The organism is Streptomyces millisiae (assembly GCF_031845425.1).
GTDB classification, from domain to species: domain Bacteria; phylum Actinomycetota; class Actinomycetes; order Streptomycetales; family Streptomycetaceae; genus Streptomyces; species Streptomyces millisiae.
In genome coordinates this window covers 1-20,858 of sequence record NZ_JAVREM010000090.1, presented here as the reverse complement: position 1 = coordinate 20,858, position 20,858 = coordinate 1, and the positions used below count along the sequence as shown (strand labels likewise).

The following is a 20,858-nucleotide window of genomic DNA, read 5'->3' as shown; positions in this document are numbered from 1 at the left end:
GCCTCGACGAACCCGCGGCCGAACCGACCGCGCTCGACCACCCCTTCGCCCACGAACGCCACGTCTGGCTCTCCCTCCACACCGCCGCCACCCGCAGCCTGGCCCAGGGCGCGATGATCGTCTTCAGCTGATCGCGCGTAGCCGCCGGGCGCGCGTGGCCGCGCCCGGCCGACCACCTGGGCGGTTGCGGCCGTCCGCGCGGGGCTTCGCCCCGATCCCCGGTGGGGTCCGGTCCGGTGGTGGGGCTCTGGCCGGCCGTGACCGGAGCGGTGGGGTTGGCCCCGCCCGACGGCGGGGCCCGCCGGCCACGGCTCCGCGCAGGCGCGCCGGCGGTGCCGGGCCCGGTCAGGTCGGGCGGGTGGCGCGTGGGGCGCCGCAGGGGGTGGGGCGTCCGTGGCCGAGGTCCCTTCGAGCCGTTCGCTCCGGCAGGAGCGGCTGTCGCTCGAAAGGGTGGAAGTCGGGGCACGGCGCCCGCGCCGTTAGGCTGCCTGGCGTGAGGATCCTTGTCATCGGCGGCGGCGCCCGCGAACACGCCCTGTGCCACGCTCTCTCCCGCGACCCGGCCGTCACCGCGCTGCACTGCGCGCCCGGCAACGCCGGCATCGCCGAGGTGGCCACCACCCACCCGGTCGACGCGCTGGACGGCGCGGCCGTGGCCGCGCTCGCCGGCCGGCTCGGCGCCGAGCTGGTCGTCGTGGGGCCCGAGGCCCCGCTCGTGGCGGGTGTCGCGGACGCGGTGCGGGCCGCCGGCGTGCCCGTCTTCGGCCCTTCGGCCGAGGCCGCCCGCCTGGAGGGCAGCAAGGCGTTCGCCAAGGAGATCATGGCCGCCGCCGGCGTGCCGACCGCCAGGTCGTACGTCTGCCTCACCGCCGACGAGGCCGCCAAGGCACTCGACGCGTTCGGCCCGCCCTACGTCGTCAAGGACGACGGCCTGGCCGCCGGCAAGGGTGTCGTCGTCACCGAGGACCTGGCGCGCGCCAGGGAGCACGCCGCGTCCTGCGAGCGCGTGGTCATCGAGGAGTACCTGGACGGGCCCGAGGTGTCGCTGTTCGCCGTCACCGACGGCGAGACGGTCGTCCCGCTCCAGCCCGCGCAGGACTTCAAGCGCGCCCACGACGGCGACCAGGGCCCCAACACCGGTGGCATGGGGGCGTACTCGCCGCTGCCCTGGGCCGAGCCCGACCTCGTCGACGAGGTGCTGGAGACCGTGCTCCAGCCCACCGTGGACGAACTGCGGCGCCGCGGCACCCCGTTCGCCGGGCTGCTGTACGCGGGGCTCGCGCTGACCTCCCGCGGCGTGCGGGTGGTGGAGTTCAACGCCAGGTTCGGCGACCCGGAGACCCAGGTGGTGCTGGCCAGGCTCCGCACCCCGCTGGCCGGGCTGCTGCTGGCCGCCGCCACCGGCGAACTCGCCGAGTTCCCGCCGCTGCGCTGGAGCGAGGGCGCGGCCGTCACCGTGGTGATCGCGGCCGAGGGGTACCCGGAGGCGCCGCGCTCCGGCGACCCGATCGAGGGGCTCGACGAGGTCGCCGCGGCCGACGCGCCCGACGCCTACGTGCTGCACGCCGGCACCCGCAGGGACGACGCCGGCCGGATCGTCAGCGCCGGCGGCCGGGTGCTGTCCGTCACCGCCACCGGGGCCGACCTGGCGGCCGCCAGGGAGCTGGCGTACCGCGCCGTCGGCCGGATCAGGCTCGCCGGCGCGCACCACCGCACCGACATCGCCGCCGGGGCGGCCGGCTGACCGGGCGCTGACGGCCTCGGCCCCTCCGTGTCGCCTCCTTTACCCAAAGCCCCACCATCGAGTGACCGATCCGCTGACCGGCTGACGCGCCAGCCGCGCCCAACTAGGGTGCGGCGCAATGTGGTTCGCCCCTCCGCCCGGCCTCTCCTACGGCGATCGGATCACCGTGCGTTGCGCTGTCAGTGCCCGGTGCGACAGTGGGAGGACGGCCAGGGCGGTCGGCGGCGTCGGAAGAGCGGAGGGCAGGCCATGGTGCAGCGTGGGGCGCGTGATGCCGGCGGCGCCGGACACTCCGCGCGGGATCACGCGTTGGCCGTGCTGCGGGTGCGCGACGGCGCGTTGGCGGTGGCGCTGCTGCCGGCGGCGGTCGCCGTGGTGCTGTTCGCCACCGGCGTCGGGCGCGCCGTCCGCTGGCCGGTGGCCGGGCTCGCCGTCGCGGTGCTGGCCGTCGCCGCGGTCACCGGCCTGGTGATCGCCCGCGCGCGTCCCGCCGTCACACCCACGGTCGAGGTGCCTGAGCGGGCCGCGCCCGCGCTGCACGGTCTGATACAGGACCTGGCCGAGCGGCTCGACGTGCCGACCCCGGCCGGCATCGCCCTCACCCCCGACTGCGACAGCTGGCTGGAGGAGCCGCCACGCGCCGGCGGGGCGCGGCCGGCCGGGCCGGTGCTCGTCATCGGCTCGCCGTTCCTGTGGTGGCTGCGGGTGGCCGAGCTGCGGGCACTGCTCGCGCCCGTGGTCGCCGGCACCGGGCCCTCGGCCCATCCGGACATCGCGGCCGCCCGCCGCTGCGTCCGCGCCTGGGACGCCACGGCCGGGCTCGCCGCCGGCGGCTCGGCGGCCCGCCGCCCGCTGCTGGCGTTCGCCGGCCGGGTGGCGCGGCTGCTGCTGCGGGCCGCCGCCCGGCACACCGCCGACATGGAGCGCGGGGTGGCGCTGGCCGCCGCCGGCCGCGCCCAGGGCGTCGCGCCGGCGCTGCGCACCTCGGCCCAGGAGCAGGTCGGCCTGGCCTACGCCGGCTGGGACCGGCTGCTGACCAGGGTCGCCTCGCCCGCCTGGCGCATCGGCCGCTGGCCGCGTGGGCTCAACGCGGGCGTGGTCGCGGCGCTCACCGAGCTGTCCAGGAGGGACCGGCTCGCCGAGGGCTTCGCGGCCCGGCTCGGCGAGCGTCCCGCCTGCGACCTGCTGGACGAGCCGGGCGCGATGGACGACGAGATCTCGCTGCTCGCCGCCCGCCTGCTGCACGGGGTGCCGGGCGCCCCGCTGCCGGCCGGGTGGTCCCCGGTGGACTGGGCGGCCTACCCGGACGAGGTGGTGGACCGCATCTGGCGGGACCGGGCGGCCCGGCTGTTCGCCGCGCTCGACGCGGCCGAGACGCCGACGTTGGCCTGGGCCCTGGAGCGCCTGGCGGCCGCGGCGGCCACAGAGCACGGGGTGGACGCGCTGGCCGCCCGCCTGGCCGCCGGCGCGGGCCGCGGCGAGACCCGGGAGTCGCTCGTGGAGCACGTCGCGGCCGCGGTCTGCTGCGCGGCGGCCGACACCTCGGCGGCCGTGCCGGGCCTCGACTGGCTGGACGGCCCGGTGCTGTTGGCCGAGGGCAAGCGCCGGCAGGACGTGGCGGCGCCCGTGCGCAGCCTGGTGGACGACGGCGATCCGGGGCCGCTGCGCGACTGGCTGGCGGGCATCGGCGCCCGCGCCGACAAACCGGTGCGCCTGGTATGACACCGAGGAGCCTGGACAGTTTGCCCGGTTGGCGCCACTATCGGGCCATCACCTCCGGTCAACGTCGCGACGACTGGTGACCGGGCACTCGCGGGATGTGATGTGCTGGGGGGTCCCACAGGCGACGGAGGTGTAGGGAGGGGAGATTGAGCAAGAGCACCGAGCGCATCGGGCGATGGGAGTCGGGCGCGCTCACCCAGGCCGTCTCCGATCCGTTCGGGCAGGGGCCCTTGCCCTGGTTCCGGGGGGACGAGCGCCAGTTCAGGCGCAGCGACCACGCGGTGCCGACGCGCCCGTCCGGGCCGGCCAACGCGGACGACGTGGCCTGCCAGATCAAGGGCTTCGTGCCCGACGGCGCGGTGGCGCCCGGCCGCCCGCTGGACTTCCGGGTCACGGTCAACCCGACGCGCGAGTTCACCATCGACATCTACCGGATCGGCCACTTCGCCGGCGACGGCGCGCAACTTCTCACACATAGCCCCAAGTTGATGGGCACCCGGCAGCCGGCGCCGCTGATCGCCGGGCGCACCGTCTCCTGCCACCACTGGTGGCTCTCCTGGCGGTTCCAGGTGCCGGACGACTGGCAGCCGGGCGCCCACGTCGCCGTCCTCACCACCGCGGACGGCGCCCACCGCTCGCACGTGCCGTTCACCGTCAGGGACGACAACCCGGCCGACCTGCTGCTGGTGCTGCCGGACGTCACCTGGCAGGCGTACAACCTCTTCCCGGAGGACGGCCGCAGCGGCGCCAGCCTCTACCACGCCTGGGACGCCGGCGGCCGGCTGCTCGGCGAGCACGACGCCGCCGTCACCGTCTCCTTCGACCGGCCCTACGCGGGCGCCGGCCTGCCGCTGCACGTGGGCCACGCCTACGACTTCATCCGCTGGGCCGAGCGCTACGGCTACGACCTCGCCTACGCCACCGCGCGCGATCTGCACGCCGGCCGGGTCGACCCGTCCCGGTACCGGGGGCTGATCTTCTCCGGCCACGACGAGTACTGGTCGCGCGAGATGCGCACCGCCGTCGAGCGCGCCCGGGACGCCGGCACCTCGCTGGTCTTCCTGTCGGCCAACACCATGTACTGGCAGGTCGGGCTCGGCCCGCTGCCCTCAGGCGACCCCGACCGGCTGCTGAGCTGCCGCAAGCGTCAGGGCCCGGGCCGCGCCGTGCTGTGGCGGGAGCAGGGCCAGCCGGAGCAGCTGCTGCTCGGCATCCAGTACGCGGGCCGGGTGCCGCGCCCGCACCCGCTGGTGGTGCGCAACGCCGACCACTGGCTGTGGGAGGCCACCGGGGTCACCGAGGGCGCCGAACTGCCGGGCCTGGTCGCCGGCGAGGCCGACCGGTACTTCCCCCGCACCCCCCTGCCGGAGTCGGTGAGTCGGGTGCTGCTCGCCCACTCCCCTTACCGGGACGACGCCGGCGCCCGCCGCCATCAGGAGACCTCGCTCTACCGGGCGCCGAGCGGCGCCTGGGTCTTCGCCTCCGGCACCTTCGCCTGGTCGCCCGCGCTCGGCCGCCCCGGCTACCTCGATCCCCGGATCCAGAAGGCCACGGCCAACCTGCTGGACCGCATCTGCAAGCGCGACTAGGCGCGACGACGGGGCCGGGCGGGGGTGCGATCCGACCTGCGGGACAATAAGGGCGCGAGATCAACCACCCCGAAGCGGCCCATCAACCCCAGAGTTGCCAGGAGGCGCTGTGCCAGGATTCGTCGAGAAGCCCGAGCCCGTGCGGGTGCCCGGACTTGAGCACCTGCACACCGGGAAGGTACGCGATCTCTACCGGAACGAGGCCGGCGAGCTGGTCATGGTCGCCAGCGACCGGGTCTCCGCCTACGACTGGGTGCTGCCCACCCCGATCCCGGACAAGGGCCGAATCCTGACCAGGCTGTCCCTCTGGTGGTTCGACCAGCTGGCCGACCTGGTGCCCAACCACGTGATCTCCACCGAGGTGCCGGCCGGCGCGCCCGACGACTGGGCCGGCCGCGTCACCGTCTGCCGGTCGCTGGACATGATCCCGGTCGAGGCGGTGGCCCGCGGTTACCTCACGGGCTCCGGGCTGGTCGAGTACCAGCGCGACCGCACCGTCTGCGGCCTCGCGCTGCCGCCCGGCCTGGAGGACGGCTCCGAGCTGCCGGCGCCCATCTTCACCCCCGCGACCAAGGCCGCGGTGGGCGAGCACGACGAGAACGTGAGCTACGAGGAGGTCGCCCGCAAGGTCGGCGCCGAGACCGCGGCCCAGCTGCGGCAGGCCACGCTCGCCGTCTACAACCGCGCCAGGGACGTGGCCAGGGACCGCGGGATCATCCTGGCCGACACCAAGTTCGAGTTCGGCAGGGTCGTCGGCGCCGAGGACGACGAGCCGCTGGTGCTGGCCGACGAGGTGCTGACGCCGGACTCCTCGCGGTTCTGGAGCGGGGACGAGTGGCAGCCGGGGCGGCCGCAGAAGCCCTACGACAAGCAGGTGTTGCGCGACTGGCTGTCCTCCCCCGAGTCCGGCTGGGACCGGGCGGGCGAGGCACCGCCGCCCGAGCTGCCGGCCGAGGTCGTCGAGCGCACCAGGAGCCGGTACGTGGAGGTCTACCGCAGGCTGACCGGAGTGCCCTGGGACCGCGTCGCCGACTGACCGGCCGCGCCCCCACCGGGCCCGCCGGACCGCCGGCTTCGCCGAGTTCGCCCGGGACCGTCATGGCTCGGCGACGAATGTCACGGGGCCGGCACGGTCCACGTCCGGACGATTCACAGCCCACGCCGCTCGCCGAATCGGGTGATAGCAAAGACGGTGAAAGCGGTTGCGTCAGAGGTGGGTCATGGGGGAGATCGCGTTGTCGTTCCTCGGCGTGTCCGGTGAGGACGAGAGGGTGTACCGGCACTGTCTCCGGAGACCGCGCACCACGCTGTCCGAGCTGTGCGCGACCCTGGGGCTCGATCCGGTCGACGCCCTGCCGAGGCTGCGCAGGCTGCGCAGCCTCGGCCTGGTCAGGCTGGCCCCCGGCGGCCGGATAGCGCCCGCGCTGCCCGAGACCGCGGTGGCCAGGCTGGCCGCCGCCACCAACGGCCGGGGCGCCGGCCACGAGTCGGGCCGCGTCATGGCCTCGCTCGCCTCGCTGCGCGCCGAGGCGGCGACCGCGGGGGGCTCCGCCGCCGGCCGCCCGGGCGTCGAACTCGTCACCGACCTCGCGGACATCCGCGACCGCGTCACCGACTGGGCCTTCCAGGCGTGCGACGAGGTGCTCTCCATGACGCCCTGGAGCGCCATCACCCCCGAGTACCTGGCCTTCGCCCGGCCGATCGCGCTCCGCTGCCTGCGGCGCGGGGTGCGGTTCCGCAGCATCATGGTGGCCGACAGCCTCGGCCACCCGCCGACCGCCGCCTACATCGACGAACTCGCCCGCAACGGGGCGGGGGTCCGGCTGGTGCCCACGGCCACCGAGCGGCTGCTGATGAGCGACCGCCGGGTCGCCCTGCTCCCGGCCCGTGGCGACGTCCTCGACCACGGCGCCCTGATCGTCACGGAGCCGGGCATCGTCGCCAGCGTCGCCAGCCTCTTCGAGCGCGCCTGGGCGCAGGCCGAGCCCCACCCGCGCCCGGCGGGGCTCCCGGAGACCGAGCGGCGGGTGCTGGCCGCCATGTGCTCCGGCAGCCTGGACGAGACCGGCGCCCGCGCCGTCGGCGTCTCCGTCCGCACCTACCGGCGCCGGGTCGCCGACCTGATGCGGCAGCTCGGCGCCGGCAGCCGGGCACAGGCCGCCCTGCTGGCCCGCGAACGCGGCTGGATCTGACCGGCCTCCCGGCTCAGGGCCGCGGCGCCAGCGAGGGCAGCGCCCGCACCCCGAAGCGGTGGCGCAGCACCGAGCGGGCCGCGAGCAGACCGCACATCCCGTGCACGCTCGGCCCCGGCGGGGTGGCGGCCGAGCACAGGAACACCCCGGGCAGCGGCGTGCGGTACGGGTCGAGCCCGGGCACCGGGCGGGCCACGCTCTGCCAGAGGGTCATCGCGCCGGAGGCGATGTCGCCGCCGACGTAGTTGGGGTTGTGGGACGCGTAGTCGGCGGCCGCGACGGCGCGCTCGTGCAGCACGGTCTCCCCGAAGCCGGGCGCGAAGCGCTCGATCTGGGCCCGCACCAGCGGCAGCGGGTCGCGGTCGTCCCCGTTCGGCACGTGCGCGTACGCCCACACGGGCCTGGCGCCAGGACTGGCGCGCCCGGGGTCGGTGACGGCCGGGTCGACGAGCAGCACGAACGGTTCCTCCGTCGGCACCCCGCGCGCGGCCAGGTTCTCCTGCCGGACGATCTCGGCCCGCGTGCCGCCGAGATGCACGGTGCCGGCCCGGCCGACCAGCGGGTCGGCCCAGGGGATGGGCTCGGACACCAGGAAGTCCACCTTGGCGGCGCCGGGCCCGTACCGGAAGCGGGCGAGCCGCCGCGCGTACCCGGCGGGCAGCCGGTCGCCGGCGATGGTCAACAGCTCCCGGACGCCGGTGTCCAGCAGCACCGCCCGGGCGCCGGCGAACTCCCGCAGGTCGGTGACCCGGTGGCCGGTGTGCAGCGTGCCGCCGTGGGCCCGGATGTCGTCGGCCAGGGCCGCCGCGATCCGCCCGCTGCCGCCGCGCGGCAGCGGCCAGCCGCCGGCGTGGCCCAGGTGGCCGAGCAGCAGCGCGACCGCGGCGGCCGGCACGCTGGGCAGCCGGCCCAGGGCGTGCGCCGCCACCCCGGCGAGCAGCGCGGCCGCCTCCTCGCCGGCGAACGCGCCGGCCGCCAGCCGGGTGGCGTGCCGCGGCAGGCGGCGGGCGAGCAGCGCGGCCGCCACCGGGTCGCGCGGCAGGGAGCGCTGCCCGGAGAGCAGGAGCTCGGTGACGCCCGCGCTGTGCTCGACCAGCGGCCGCATCAGCCGCCGCCAGCGCCTCCCGTCAGGACCGAGCCGCTCCGCGGTGCGCTCCACGTCGTGGAAGGCGACGGCCGCCCGCCCGCCGTCCAGCGGGTGCGCGTAGGAGATCTCGGGCCGCAGCAGCTCGACCCCGCGCGCGGCCAGGTCGAACTCCCGGAAGAACGGCGAGGCCGCCGCCATCGGGTGCACGGCCGAGCAGAGGTCGTGCGTGATCCGCTCGTCGAACAGGCTCTCGCTCACCAGCCCGCCGCCGATCGCCTCCGCCGCCTCGTACACCGCGACCCCGAGACCGGCTCTGGCCAGCACGACCCCGGCGGCCAGCCCGTTCGGCCCGGAACCCACGATCACCACGTCCGCCACGTCCGCCACCACGCCACGCTATCCGCCGCCGGGCGGGCGGCGGCCGCGCCGGGTCACACCCAGCCGCGCTCGCGGGCGAGGCGGGCCGCCGCGTGGCGGTTCTCGGCGCCGAGCTTGCTGGCCGCGGACGACAGGTAGTTCCGCACGGTGCCGGGCGCCAGGTTGGCGCGCTGCGCGATCTCGGCGATCGGCGCCCCGTCCGCAGCCAGTTCGAGCAGCTCCGTCTCCCGCTCGGTCAGCGGCGAGTCGCCCGCGCTGATCGCGTCCGCGGCGAGCGCCGGGTCGACGTAGCGGTGACCCGCGTGCACCGTGCGGATGATCTCGGCGAGACGGGACGCCGACACCGTCTTCGGCAGGAAGCCGCGCACCCCGGCGGCCAGCGCCCGCTTCAGGTGTCCTGGCCGCGCGTGGCCGGTGACGATCAGCACCGCGCACCCCGGCACCTCGGAGCGCAGCGAGGCCGCCACCGCCACCCCGTCGGCGCCCGGCATCGCCAGGTCGAGCACCGCCACGTCGGGACCGTGGGCCCGGGCCATCGCCAGGGCCTCGGGACCGGTGGCCGCCTCGGCCACCACCGCCAGGTCGTCCTCGAGACCGAGCAGCGCGGCGAGCGCCCCCCGGATCAGATGCTCGTCGTCCGCGAGCAGCACCCGGATCACCCGGCGCTCCCGAGCCGGATCTCGGCCGTCAGCCGGAACACGTCGCCCTCGCCGCCGGCGGTGAGCGAGCCGCCGAGCTTCGCCAGCCGCTCCCGCAGGCCGGCGAGGCCGGACCCGCCCCCGCCGCCGGATATGCGGCGCACCCCGTCGTTCTCCATGTCGAGCACCACCCGGTCCGGCCCGGGGCGCCGCAGCCGCACCACGCAGCGCGCCGCTTCGGCGTGCCGCAGCACGTTGGTCGTGCCCTCGCGCACCACCCAGCCGAGCGCCGACTGCACGGCCGCCGGCAGCTCGGCCGCCGCGCCGTCCTCTATTCGGCAGCTGATGCCGGCCGCCTCGAGCACCCCGCGCGCCCCGGCGAGCTCGGCGTGCAGGTCGGCCGCCCGGTAGCCCCGCACCACCGCACGCATCTCGACCTGCGACTCCCTGGCGATCCGCTGCACCTCCGTCATCTGGGCCACCGACGCCTCCGCCCCCGACTCGCCGCGCCGCGCCAGCGCGACCGCGAGCTCCGCCTTGAGCGCGATCACCGACAGGTTGCGCCCCAGCACGTCGTGCAGGTCGCGGCCGAACCGCAGCCGCTCCTCGGCCACCGCGAGCCGCGCCTCCGTCTCCCGGGCCGCGTCCAGCCGGTCCATCACCCGCAGCGTCCACGCGGAGGCCCGGGGCAGGACGCCCAGACCCGCCCCCACCGTGCACGTCACGACCACCAGGAGCGCCGACGCGACGGCGGCGGAACCCACCGCGGTGAGGCCGGCCGCCGCCACGCCGACCGGCAGCAACTGGAGCGCGAGCGCCCGCCGGACGGGCAGGACCAGCGACACGGGGGCGGCGTAGTACATGAGGACGTAGACGATGAACGTGGAGGCCGTGGGCAGCCGCAGGCCGTCGGCCGCGACGGCGCCGACCGGCACGGCGACCGCGACGAGCGTCAGCCCCGTGTAGCAGGCGAACAGCCGGTCGGGGCGCGGGCCGCTGCCCAGGTAGTGACGCAGCCCGGCTCCGGTCAGCAGCACCTGGCCCGCCACGTGGGCCGCGCCCACCGCGCCGGCCGCCAGCAGCCCCCAGGTCGAGCTCTCGCGCCCGTCCCGCGCGAGCGCGAATCCGACCATGCCGGCCTCCATCGCGGAGAACCCGTACAGCGACGCCCGCGTGTACTGGTGGACCCGCGTCAGCTGGCTGCCTCGCCGGGCGGACTCCAACCACCCGAACCCCCACACCATGACCTCCCGGTTGCCGCCGCGGCTTCGCGGGTTCTCCGCCGCCCGACCAGCGTGGCCCGTGCCCCGGCCGGTCGCCACTGCCGAAAGTCAGGACTTCCACCTGACAAATGTCAGTCCGGGGTCCGAGCCGCGCGCACACGACGAAGGGCCCGGTCCAGAAGACCGGGCCCTTCACACGGAGCGGACGACGAGATTCGAACTCGCGACCCTCACCTTGGCAAGGTGATGCTCTACCAACTGAGCCACGTCCGCATGTGCCACCACTGTACCTCATCCGGAGGACTGGTCCAGCGGCCAGAGCGGGTGACAGGAATCGCACACTGCGCCTCCCCCTTGGAAAGGGGGTGTTCTGCTACTGAACTACACCCGCGCGACCTGGGGTTCGAGGCCTTCCGGCTCCGTTCCCCGCGGCGCGCTCCAGACTCTAGCCGATCACCCCGGGTTCATGGCAAGTCGGCTCAATGGCCCGACGTGTGCGCCTCGTTGAAGGCGTCGTAGACCTTCCTGGGGATGCGGCCGCGGGCCGGAACCCCGAAGCCGTTGGACTCCGCCCAGGCCCGCACCGTCTTGGGGTCGGGCGCCACGGCGGTGTGGTGGAAGGCCTTGCCGGACTTCGCCCGCTTCCGCCCGGCCTCCACGTAGGGCGCGAGCGTGGTCCGCAGCTTCTCCGCGTTGTCAGAGCTCAGGTCGATCTCGTAGCTCTTACCGTCGAGGCCGAAGACAATCGTTTCGGCCGCTTCGCCACCGTCGATGTCGTCGGCGAGAGTGACCACTACACGCTGTGCCACGAATATCGGTCCTTTCGGGAGGAGGCCGGCCGCGCTCCCTGCGCCGAGCGCTCTCCCATAGATCGTGAGCGAGGGTTCTTTAATTTGTACTGGATCTGCGGGCTAATGCGAAGAGGGCGAATTCGACATCGCGTCATGTTCGCATGTCGGGTCGCACCGGGACACTACTTTTTCCTCCACGTTTCTTGGAGGGGTTTCCAGGCTCGATACCTTAACGTGACCGAAGGGGCCCTATCTACCCGGGTAGATTTCCCCGCCCGGTAGGCTGAGCGGTGCGTCATGCACACCATCACCGCACCATCACCGGGAGTACCAGTGGCTCGCGTCGTAGTCGACGTCATGCTCAAGCCGGAGATCCTCGACCCCCAAGGCCAGGCGGTCCAGCGGGCCCTGCCGCGCCTCGGATTCGAGGGCGTGGCCGACGTCCGCCAGGGGAAGCGCTTCGAGCTCGAGCTGGCCGGACCCGTGGACGAGGCGGCCCTGGAGCGGGTCCGCGAGATGGCCCGCACGTTTCTCGCCAACACCGTGATCGAGGACTTCCACGTCCATGTGGAGCGGGAAGTCGAGGAAGAGGGTGCCGTCCGGTGACAACTCGTGTAGGAGTCGTCACATTTCCCGGCTCCCTCGACGACCGTGACGCGGCTCGTGCGGTAAAGCTCGCCGGCGCCGAGCCGGTGGCCCTCTGGCACGGCGACAAAGACCTGCGCCAGGTCGACGCCGTGATCCTGCCGGGCGGATTCTCCTATGGCGACTATCTCCGCTGTGGCGCGATCGCCCGATTCTCGCCCGTGATGGAAACGATCATCGACCAGGCCGGGGCCGGGCTGCCCGTGCTGGGCATCTGCAACGGTTTCCAGGTGCTGTGCGAATCACATCTGCTGCCCGGCGCGCTGACCCGCAATGACCACCTGCACTTCATCTGCCGCGACCAGCGGCTGCGCGTGGAGAACGTCGACACCGCCTGGACCGGCGACTACGCGGCCGGCCAGGAGATCACCATCCCGCTGAAGAACGGCGAGGGCGGCTACGTCGCCGACGAGCGCACCCTGGACGAGCTCGAGGCGGAGGGCCGGGTGGTCTTCCGCTACCTCGACGTCAACCCCAACGGCTCCCGCCGCGACATCGCCGGGATCACCAACGCGGCCGGCAACGTCGTCGGCCTGATGCCCCACCCCGAGCACGCCGTCGAGGCCCTCACCGGCCCGACCACGGACGGCCTGGGGTTCTTCACCTCGGTCCTGAAGAAGCTGGTCGCCTGATGTCTCCGACGCGCCCCACCCCGACCCACCACCTCGACACGGTCAAGCACGCCGCCGAGACCCCGGACACCCCCCTGCCCTGGGCCGAACTCGGCCTCAAGCAGGACGAGTACGAGCGGATCGTGGAGATCCTCGGCCGCCGCCCGACCGGCGCCGAGCTCGCCATGTACTCGGTGATGTGGTCCGAGCACTGCTCCTACAAGTCCAGCAAGGTCCACCTGCGGCAGTTCGGCGAGAAGGCCCCGGCCAGCGACGCGATGCTGGTCGGCATCGGCGAGAACGCCGGCGTGGTCGACGTCGGCCAGGGCTACGCGGTCACCTTCAAGGTCGAGTCGCACAACCACCCGTCGTACATCGAGCCCTACCAGGGCGCGGCCACCGGCGTCGGCGGCATCGTCCGCGACATCCTCGCGATGGGCGCCCGCCCGGTCGCCGTCATGGACCCGCTGCGCTTCGGCGCCGCCGACCACCCCGACACCCACCGGGTGCTGCCCGGCGTCGTCGCCGGCATCGGCGGCTACGGCAACTGCCTCGGCCTGCCCAACATCGGCGGCGAGGTCGTCTTCGACCCCTGCTACCAGGGCAACCCGCTGGTCAACGCGCTCTGCGTGGGCGTGATGCGGCACGAGGACATCCACCTCGCCAAGGCCACCGGCGCCGGCAACAAGGTCGTCCTGTACGGCGCCCGCACCGGCGGCGACGGCATCGGCGGCGTCTCCGTGCTCGCCTCCGAGACCTTCGACGGGGAGGGCAAGCCCGCCAAGCGCCCGGCCGTCCAGGTCGGCGACCCGTTCCAGGAGAAGCTGCTCATCGAGTGCACCCTGGAGCTCTTCGCCGAGGGCCTGGTCGCCGGCATCCAGGACCTCGGCGGCGCCGGGCTCTCCTGCGCCACCTCCGAGCTGGCCTCGGCCGGCTCGGGCGGCATGCGGATCGAGCTCGACGCGGTGCCGCTGCGCGACGCCTCGCTCTCCCCCGAGGAGATCCTGATGAGCGAGTCGCAGGAGCGGATGTGCGCGGTCGTCGCACCCGAGCACGAGGCCCGCTTCCTGGAGATCTGCGCCAAGTGGGACGTGATCGCCACCGTCATCGGCGAGGTCACCGACGGCGACCGTCTGGAGATCCACTGGCGCGGCGAGCAGATCGTGGACGTGCCGCCGCGCACCGTGGCCCACGAGGGCCCGGTCTACGAGCGCCCCTTCGCGCGCCCCGACTGGCAGGACGCGCTCCAGGCGGACGACGCGGGCGCCCTGCCGCGCCCCGCCGACGCGGCCGAACTCCGCGCCCAGGTGCTGGCGTTGGTGTCCTCTCCGAACCAGGCCGACAAGTCCTGGATCACCGACCAGTACGACCGGTACGTGCTGGGCAACACCGTGCTCGCCCAGCCCGAGGACGGCGGCATGATCCGGGTCGACGAGGAGACCAACCTCGGCGTCGCGATCGCCACCGACGGCAACGGGCGGTACGCCAAGCTCGACCCGTACGCGGGCGCCCAGCTCGCGCTTGTCGAGGCCTACCGCAACGTCGCCGCCACCGGCGCCCGGCCGCTGGCCGTCACCGACTGCCTCAACTTCGGCTCGCCCGAGGACCCGGCCGTCATGTGGCAGTTCGCGGAGGCCACCCGCGGCCTCGCCGACGCCTGCCAGACCCTGGGCACCCCGGTCACCGGCGGCAATGTCTCGCTCTACAACCAGACCGGCGAGACCGCCATCCACCCCACCCCGGTGGTCGGCGTGCTCGGCGTGATCGACGACGTGACCCGCCGCACGCCGATGGCGTTCCACGAGGCAGGCCAGCTGATCTACCTGCTCGGCGACACGGCCGAGGAGTTCGGCGGCTCGGCCTGGTCCCAGGTGGTCCACGACCACCTCGGCGGCCTGCCGCCGCGCGTCGACCTGGAGCGGGAGCGGCTGCTCGCGGAGATCCTGATCTCCGCCTCCCGCGACGGCATGATCGACGCGGCGCACGACCTCTCGGACGGCGGCCTCGTCCAGGCGGTCGTCGAGTCCTGCCTGCGTGGCGGCCGCGGTGCCCGGCTCGTCGTGCCGGACGGGCTCGACCCGTTCACCTTCCTCTTCTCCGAGTCCACGGCCCGCGCCGTCGTGGCGGTGCCGCGCAGCGAGGAGGTCCGGTTCACCGACATGTGCGTGGCCCGCTCCCAGCCGGCCACCCGCATCGGCGTGATCGACGGCGACGAGATCGAGCTCCAGGGCCAGTTCACCATCCCGCTGGCCGAGCTCCGCGAGGCCAACGAGCGGACGCTGCGGGCGCTCTTCGCCTGACGCCGGGCGCCACCGAGCGAGCGGCGGCGGCGTGCGTCGCCGCTCGTTTTGGTGAACTCCCCTGGATCCGCTAGTGTTTGGGGCACGCGGTCGGAAGCGGAACCGAAGGGTCCGATTCCTCGCCACGCGGGTGTAGTTCAGTAGCAGAACACCCCCTTTCCAAGGGGGAGGCGCAGTGTGCGATCCCTGTCACCCGCTCCAGAGCCTCGTTCCCCGCTCGACGTCTCGTCGGGCGGGGTTCTCGCGTTCCGGGGCCGGGCACGCGATAACCGGGTGACGTCGGCCGGCCCGGCGTCCTAGCCTGCCGGTCCATGACCGATCACGTGGATCACGTCGCACGTAACCGTCACTACTGGGACGAGACGGCGGCCGGCTACCACGGCCCCCTGGCCCGCGACCACTGGGCGCAGACCGAACCCCGCTGGGGCCTGTGGGGCACCCCCGAGTCCCAGGCCCGGATACTGCCCCCCGACCTGCCAGGCACCCGCGTCGTCGAGCTCGGCTGCGGCACCGCCTACGTCTCCGCCTGGCTGGCCCGCGCTGGCGCGCATCCGGTCGGCGTCGACGTCTCCGAGGCCCAGCTGGCCACCGCCCGCGCCATGCAGGCCGAGTTCGGCCTCGACTTCCCGCTCGTCCTCGGCAGCGCGGAGGAAGTCCCCTACCCGGACGACTCCTTCGACCTGGCCATCAGCGAGTTCGGCGCCTCCCTCTGGTGCGACCCGGACCGCTGGATCCCCGAGGCCGCCCGCCTGCTCCGCCCCGGCGGCCGGCTGGTCTTCTCGCGCTACGCGCCGCTCTACGCCCTGACCGTGTCACCCGAGGAGCGCCGCGCCACGGACACCCTGCACCGCCCGTACTTCGGCGGCCTCGGCCGCCTGGACTGGGGCGACCGCGTCGAGTTCGTCTCCTCCCACGGCGACATGCTGCGGACGCTGCGCGCCAGCGGCTTCACCGTCGACGACCTGATCGAGATCCAGGCCCCGGCCCCGGCACACCGCGAGTTCGACGAGGTCTCCTCGGAGTGGGCGCACCGCTGGCCGAGCGAGGAGATCTGGAAGACGACGCTGACGGGCTGAGCCGGCGATGCCGCGGCCCCCGCCCCTCACCGCAGGGTGATCACGTTGCCCGTGACCAGCCATGCCTCGTCCGACACCAGGAACGCGATGGTCCTCGCCACCTCCGCCGGCTCGGCGACGTGGAAGTGGGTGGGGCTCGACGCGACGAACGCGCGGACCTCGTCGGTGACCCAGCCGGTGTCGGTCACCGGCGGGTGCACCACGTTCGCGGTGATGCCGAGGTCGGCCAGCTCGGCGGCGGCCGACATCGTGTAGTCGGTCTGGGCGGCCTTGGCCGCGCCGTACGAGACCTCGCGCGGGAAGCCGAGCGCGCCGCCGGACGTCAGCCCGACGATCCGGCCCCAGCGCGCGCCGCGCGCCCGGTGGCGCCTGGCCAGCTCGCCGATCAGCAGCGCGGGGGCGCGGGCGTCCACGGCGAACTGCCGGGCCCAGGTCTCGGCCGACACCGGCCGCAGCTCCCGCCCGAACCGGTCGGTCGGCTCCGGCGTGAAGGTGTCCTGGACCCACCCCGAGGCGTTGTTGACCAGGATGTCGACCGGCCCCAGTCGCTCCTCCGCGACATCGAAGATCGCCGCCGGCGCCTCCGGGGCGCTCAGGTCGGCCTCGAACGCCGCCGCCCGCCCGCCGGCCCGGCGGATCTCCTCGGCCACCGCCGCGCCGTCGCCGGTGCCGGCCACCCGGAGGTAGGCGACGAGCACGGCGGCCCCGCGCGCCGCCAACTCCCGCGCCGTCGCGGCCCCGATCCCGTGGTTGGCGCCCGTCACGACGGCGACGTGCCCGCTGAGTGGTCCGTCCGACATGCGTCGTTCCTAGCACGCCCCGGCCTCGCCGCCCAGGGTGCCGCTTCCGCGATCACCGCCGTGGCTCGGGTCGTCGGCCGAAGGCCGCGCGGCCCGCCACGCCCGGTGCAGGCTCGTGAACCGGCCCTGCCGGGCGAGGAGCGCGGCGGGCGGGCCGTCCTCCACCACCCGTCCTTCGTCCACCACCAGGACCCGGTCCGCCAGGTGGACGGTCGTCAGGCGGTGGGCGACGACCAGGGCCGTGCGGCCCCGTAGCACGGTGCGCATCGCGTGGTGCGCGGCTCGTTCGGTGGGGAGGTCGAGGGAGGACGTCGCCTCGTCGAGGATCACGACGGCCGGTTCGGCGAGCAGGGCGCGGGTCAGGCCGATGAGCTGCCGCTGGCCCGCCGAGAGCCGGGTCCCGCGCGCGCGGACGTCCGTGTCGTAGCCGTCCGGCAGCGCGGCGATGACGTCGTGTACCCCGATGGTCCGCGCCGCGCGGACGATGGCCCCGGCATCCGCGTCCGGCCGGCCGATCGCGATGTTCTCGGCCACCGAACCGGAGAAGAGGAACGCGTCCTGCGGCACCATGACCACGGTGCGGCGCAGTTCGGCGGTGGCGAGGTGACGCAGGTCCGTGCCGTCGACGAGGACGCGGCCGGCCGTGGGGTCGTGGAGGCGGGCCAGCAGCTTGGCGAGCGTGGACTTGCCGGCGCCGGTCGGTCCGACCACGGCGACGGTCTGGCCGGCGGGGATGTGGAGGTCGATCCCGGAGAGCACCTCCCCACCGGCCGGGTAGGCGAAGGCCACGCCCTCGAAGGTCACCGAGCGGCCGGGGCGCTCGGCGGCGGGAGGCGGGAGAGGGATGGGGACGGCTGGTTCGGGGACGGTGGGCCGCTGGGCGAGCAGCGCGGCGATCTTCTCCAGGGAGGCGGCCGCCGACTGGTAGGCGTCGGCGACTCCGCCGAGCCTGAGGGGGTCGTCGTAGAGCTGCCGCAGGTAGAGGACGGCCGCGGCGAACACGCCCAACTCAAGGCCGCCGGAGACCACCCGGGAGGCACCCCACGTCACCAGGGCGGCGACGGCGAGGTTGGCGACCAGCCGCGACGAGGTGACATAGCGCGCCATCTCCAGGCCGGCGTCGCCGTTCGTCCGCCGGTGTGCCCCGTTGAGGGCGGCGAAGGCCGCGCCCTCGGACTCCTCCCGCCGGAACGCCTGGACGGTGCGGATGCCGCCCAGGGTCTCCGCGAGTCTCGCGACGACGGCCGCCATCGCGCTCGACCGGCCGCGGTAGACGCGTGTCGACCGCCGCCGGAACGACCGCATGGTCCAGGCGAGCGGCCCCAGGACGAGTACCGCGGCCAGGCCCAGCGGCCAGTCGAGGAACAGCAGCGCCGCCGTGATGTAGACGGTGGACACCGCGGCGGTGACGATCGTCGCCAGCGCTTCGTCGAGCAGGCCACGCAGCGCTTCGACGTCGGTGGTGATCCGGGACGTGAGGCGTCCCGAGGTGTAGCGCTCGTGGAAGTCCAGGCTCAGTCCCTGGGCGTGCCCGAACACGCGGACCCGCAGGTCGAGCAGCACGTCCTGGCCGACGCGGGCGGAGACCGTGACGAAGGCGTACCGCAGGACGCCGGAGGCCGACCCGCACAGCAGGTAGCCGATCGCCACGCCGGTCATCGGCCCGCGGTCGCCCGTTCGCCAGGCCGGCACCGCCTGGTCGATCGTGTACGCCACCAGCAGCGGGCCGGTCAGCGCCGCGCCCCGTTGCAGCAGCACCAGGGCGCCGGCCAGCCAGAGGCGGCGAGCCCGCGGGCGCAGCAGGGAAGCCAGCAGCGTCCTCGCCGCGCTCCCGGGGGCGGTCATCGGGCACCGCCCCCGTCGGTCGGGAACGCGCTCATCAGGGCGGCGTACTCCGCGCAGGTGCGCAGGAGTTCGTCGTGGGTCCCGACGGCGGTGATCCGGCCGCCGGACAGCAGGGCCACCCGGTCGGCGAGCGACACGGTGGACGGCCGGTGCGCGACGACCAGGGCCGTCGTGGTGGACAGGACCCTGCGCAGCGCCGCCTCGACGAGCGCCTCCGTGTGGATGTCCAGGGCGGAGAGCGGATCGTCCAGCACGAGCAGGCGGGGGCGGCCGACGACGGCACGGGCCAGCGCCAGCCGCTGACGCTGGCCGCCGGAGAGGCTCATGCCCTGCTCCCCGACGTGGGTCAGCGCACCGTCCGGGAGGGCCTGGACGAAGCCGTCGGCCTGGGCGACGCCCAGGGCCCTGGCGAGGTCCTCCGCGTCGGCGTGCTCGGCTCCCAGCAGGACGTTCTCGGCGACCGTCGTGGAGAAGAGCGTGGGCTCCTCGAAGGCGACGGAGACCTGACGCCGCAACTCCGCGCGCGTCAGCGCCGTGACATCCGTGCCGTCGAGCAGGATCCGGCCGCCGGTCGGCTCGTGCAGCCGGGGCACCAGGGCGACCAGGGTGCTCTTGCCGCTGCCGGTGGCACCCACCAGGGCCACGGTCTCGCCGGGCGCGATCCGCAGGCTGACGCCCCGCAGCACGGCCGGCTCGCCCGGCGGGGCGTCCGGGTAGCGGAACTCCACGCCCTCGAAGACCACGTCGGCCGCGCTCGTCCCGGCCGTCGGAGCCGTGCGGTGACGCGCTGGCGCGTCGTCGGCTGGGGCCGGCTCGTCCAGCACCTCGAAGTGGCGGTCGGCCGCGGTCGCCGCGTCGCTGCTCAGGGCCAGCAGCGATCCGGTCGACGCCACCACCGGGCGCAACTCCAGGGCGATGGCGAGGAAGGCCAGCAGGGTCCCGGCCGACAACTCGCCGTCCGCCACCCGCACCGCGCCCAGCACCAGCGCGGCCCCCAACGACGCGTTCGGCAGCAGCGCGACCAGTGCCGACAGGGCCGCCAGCAGGCGGGCCTTGGCCAGTTCGGTGCCGTGGATCAGGAGAGCGTGCCGCCGGAAGGCCCGGGTCAGGGCGCGGTGGTGACCGAAGCTCTTGACGACGCGGACGCCCAGCACCGACTCCCGCGCCATCGTCGTCAGTTCGCCGGTCTGCTCCCGCGCCTGGCGCGCCGCGAGGGCGAACCGCGTCTCGAGAAAGGAACACAGCGCCAGCAGCGGCAACACGGGGGCCAGCAGCACCAGGCCGAGCGACCACCGCTGGGCCAGCAGGAGCACGCAGCCGACCAGCAGCGTCACGCCGTTGACCACCAGGAACGGCAGCGCCACCGCCAGGAACCCGTGCAACGAGCCCAGGTCCGCGGTGCCTCGGGACACGAGCTGTCCCGACGACCAGCGGTCGTGAAAGGCGACGGGCAGACGCAGCAGGTGGTCGTGGAGCGTCTCCCGCATCGACGCCTCCACCGCGGCCAGCGGCCGCGCGGTCAGCCAACGCCGCACGCCGAAGATGCCGGCCTCGACGACACCCAGCAGCAGGAGGACTCCGCCGCCCAGCCACACCCCCGCCGCGTGCCCGTCGCTGACCGGACCGTCCACCATCCACTTCAGCACCAGCGGCATCAGCAGCGCGAGACAGGAGGCGACGACCGCCAGCGGTACCGCGAGGAACACCCGGCCCCGCACCGGCCGCACATACGGCCGCAGCCGCCACAGCGAACGCACCGTGGAGCGTCGGGGAGGGCCAGGGAGCAAGGTCACCACCAGGGCAGGCGTCAGCCGAGGAGGGTAGCGACGCCCGGCACGGCGGTCATCCGCTTTTCGTGCTGACCACCACACCGCCCCGTCTCGCCGCGCCGTGGGTCGCCGCCCGGCAGGGACGGCTCGGCTAGGGCCTGTCTTCCGGATCTTCGTGGGCTCGCGACGGCTGGCATCCCGTCTGGCTGCGTTGCCGAATCGCGCGAGTACGGCCAAGTACGAGCTGCGATCCGGCGCCTTGCCAGGCGGGCGCCATCCGCCGCTCGCTGATCCACGAAGATCCAAAAGACAGGCCCTAGGTGTTCTGTCTCGGGAGGTTGTGGACGGTGATGGAGGTCTCGGCTGTGGGTTCTTGAATGGGTGAGGGCCTTCCGGGTTCGGTGTGGATTGCGACGTCTCCACCGACCTTGAGAAGGCCCTCATGCAC

General features: G+C 74.4%; 16 protein-coding genes and 3 tRNA genes. 10 read left to right on the top strand and 9 right to left on the bottom strand.

Translation table 11 applies throughout. The features are described 5' to 3' along the window. Positions 1-493 precede the first annotated feature (493 nt). The 5 genes from purD to RNC47_RS33225 all read left to right on the top strand — a co-directional run bounded on the left by purD (position 494) and on the right by RNC47_RS33225 (position 7,247). Entirely contained in the window at positions 494-1,744 is a 1,251-nt protein-coding gene (purD, locus tag RNC47_RS33245) for a phosphoribosylamine--glycine ligase (RefSeq protein WP_311604265.1), read from the top strand. 249 nt (positions 1,745-1,993) lie between these two features. Beyond that, positions 1,994-3,466, top strand: coding sequence for a hypothetical protein (locus tag RNC47_RS33240; RefSeq protein WP_311604263.1), 1,473 nt, complete (start codon positions 1,994-1,996; stop codon positions 3,464-3,466). A 146-nt stretch (positions 3,467-3,612) separates the two neighbouring features. Continuing rightward, positions 3,613-5,055 (top strand): N,N-dimethylformamidase beta subunit family domain-containing protein, encoded by a 1,443-nt coding sequence (locus RNC47_RS33235; RefSeq protein WP_311604261.1) that lies wholly within the window; start codon positions 3,613-3,615, stop codon positions 5,053-5,055. Between the two features lie 109 nt (positions 5,056-5,164). Continuing rightward, complete coding sequence (locus RNC47_RS33230; protein WP_311604260.1) at positions 5,165-6,091, top strand: phosphoribosylaminoimidazolesuccinocarboxamide synthase; 927 nt, start codon at positions 5,165-5,167, stop codon at positions 6,089-6,091. A 184-nt stretch (positions 6,092-6,275) separates the two neighbouring features. Next, the gene (locus tag RNC47_RS33225) at positions 6,276-7,247 is read left to right on the top strand and encodes a helix-turn-helix transcriptional regulator (RefSeq protein WP_311604258.1); all 972 of its coding nucleotides are present in this window, start codon (positions 6,276-6,278) and stop codon (positions 7,245-7,247) included. Between the two features lie 13 nt (positions 7,248-7,260). Here RNC47_RS33225 and RNC47_RS33220 read toward each other — a convergent pair whose 3' ends face one another. The 6 genes from RNC47_RS33220 to RNC47_RS33195 all read right to left on the bottom strand — a co-directional run bounded on the left by RNC47_RS33220 (position 7,261) and on the right by RNC47_RS33195 (position 11,382). Continuing rightward, a complete protein-coding gene (locus RNC47_RS33220; RefSeq protein ID WP_394814936.1) occupies positions 7,261-8,721 on the bottom strand; it encodes a phytoene desaturase family protein in 1,461 nt (486 codons plus the stop codon). Positions 8,722-8,765: 44 nt separating this feature from the next. After that, positions 8,766-9,371 (bottom strand): response regulator transcription factor, encoded by a 606-nt coding sequence (locus RNC47_RS33215; protein ID WP_311604257.1) that lies wholly within the window; start codon positions 9,369-9,371, stop codon positions 8,766-8,768. Next, the gene (locus RNC47_RS33210) at positions 9,368-10,594 is read right to left on the bottom strand and encodes a sensor histidine kinase (RefSeq protein WP_311604255.1); all 1,227 of its coding nucleotides are present in this window, start codon (positions 10,592-10,594) and stop codon (positions 9,368-9,370) included. The genes RNC47_RS33215 and RNC47_RS33210 overlap by 4 nt, the downstream gene beginning before the upstream one ends. 179 nt (positions 10,595-10,773) lie before the next feature. Beyond that, a tRNA-Gly gene (locus RNC47_RS33205) sits at positions 10,774-10,846 on the bottom strand. 46 nt (positions 10,847-10,892) lie between these two features. Then, positions 10,893-10,964: transfer RNA gene (locus RNC47_RS33200), tRNA-Gly, on the bottom strand. 88 nt (positions 10,965-11,052) lie between these two features. Next, positions 11,053-11,382, bottom strand: coding sequence for a histone-like nucleoid-structuring protein Lsr2 (locus RNC47_RS33195; protein WP_311604254.1), 330 nt, complete (start codon positions 11,380-11,382; stop codon positions 11,053-11,055). Between the two features lie 279 nt (positions 11,383-11,661). Here RNC47_RS33195 and purS point away from each other — a divergent pair, with 279 nt between their 5' ends. The 5 genes from purS (at position 11,662) to RNC47_RS33170 (ending at position 15,996) form a co-directional block, all read left to right on the top strand. Beyond that, a complete protein-coding gene (gene purS / locus RNC47_RS33190) occupies positions 11,662-11,970 on the top strand; it encodes a phosphoribosylformylglycinamidine synthase subunit PurS (protein WP_311604253.1) in 309 nt (102 codons plus the stop codon). Next, on the top strand, positions 11,967-12,641 hold the full coding sequence (gene purQ / locus RNC47_RS33185; protein ID WP_311604251.1) for a phosphoribosylformylglycinamidine synthase subunit PurQ: 675 nt from the start codon (positions 11,967-11,969) through the stop codon (positions 12,639-12,641). The genes purS and purQ overlap by 4 nt, the downstream gene beginning before the upstream one ends. Beyond that, positions 12,641-14,920, top strand: coding sequence for a phosphoribosylformylglycinamidine synthase subunit PurL (gene purL / locus RNC47_RS33180; protein WP_311604249.1), 2,280 nt, complete (start codon positions 12,641-12,643; stop codon positions 14,918-14,920). Before purQ ends, purL begins: the two co-directional genes overlap by 1 nt. A gap of 126 nt (positions 14,921-15,046) precedes the next feature. Continuing rightward, positions 15,047-15,121, top strand: a tRNA-Gly gene (locus tag RNC47_RS33175). Between the two features lie 110 nt (positions 15,122-15,231). Continuing rightward, complete coding sequence (locus RNC47_RS33170; protein ID WP_311604247.1) at positions 15,232-15,996, top strand: class I SAM-dependent methyltransferase; 765 nt, start codon at positions 15,232-15,234, stop codon at positions 15,994-15,996. A gap of 26 nt (positions 15,997-16,022) precedes the next feature. Here the strand turns inward: RNC47_RS33170 and RNC47_RS33165 are convergent, their stop codons facing one another. The 3 genes from RNC47_RS33165 to RNC47_RS33155 are packed head-to-tail and all read right to left on the bottom strand — an operon-like array spanning position 16,023 to position 20,398. After that, positions 16,023-16,796, bottom strand: a complete 774-nt coding sequence (locus RNC47_RS33165; RefSeq protein ID WP_311604246.1) for an SDR family oxidoreductase — start codon at positions 16,794-16,796, stop codon at positions 16,023-16,025. Between the two features lie 9 nt (positions 16,797-16,805). Further along, positions 16,806-18,641 carry an ABC transporter ATP-binding protein gene (locus RNC47_RS33160; protein ID WP_311604245.1) on the bottom strand — a complete coding sequence of 612 codons (1,836 nt, stop codon included), beginning with the start codon at positions 18,639-18,641 and terminating at the stop codon, positions 16,806-16,808. After that, positions 18,638-20,398 (bottom strand): ABC transporter ATP-binding protein, encoded by a 1,761-nt coding sequence (locus tag RNC47_RS33155; RefSeq protein ID WP_311604244.1) that lies wholly within the window; start codon positions 20,396-20,398, stop codon positions 18,638-18,640. Before RNC47_RS33155 ends, RNC47_RS33160 begins: the two co-directional genes overlap by 4 nt. Positions 20,399-20,858: the final 460 nt, after the last annotated feature.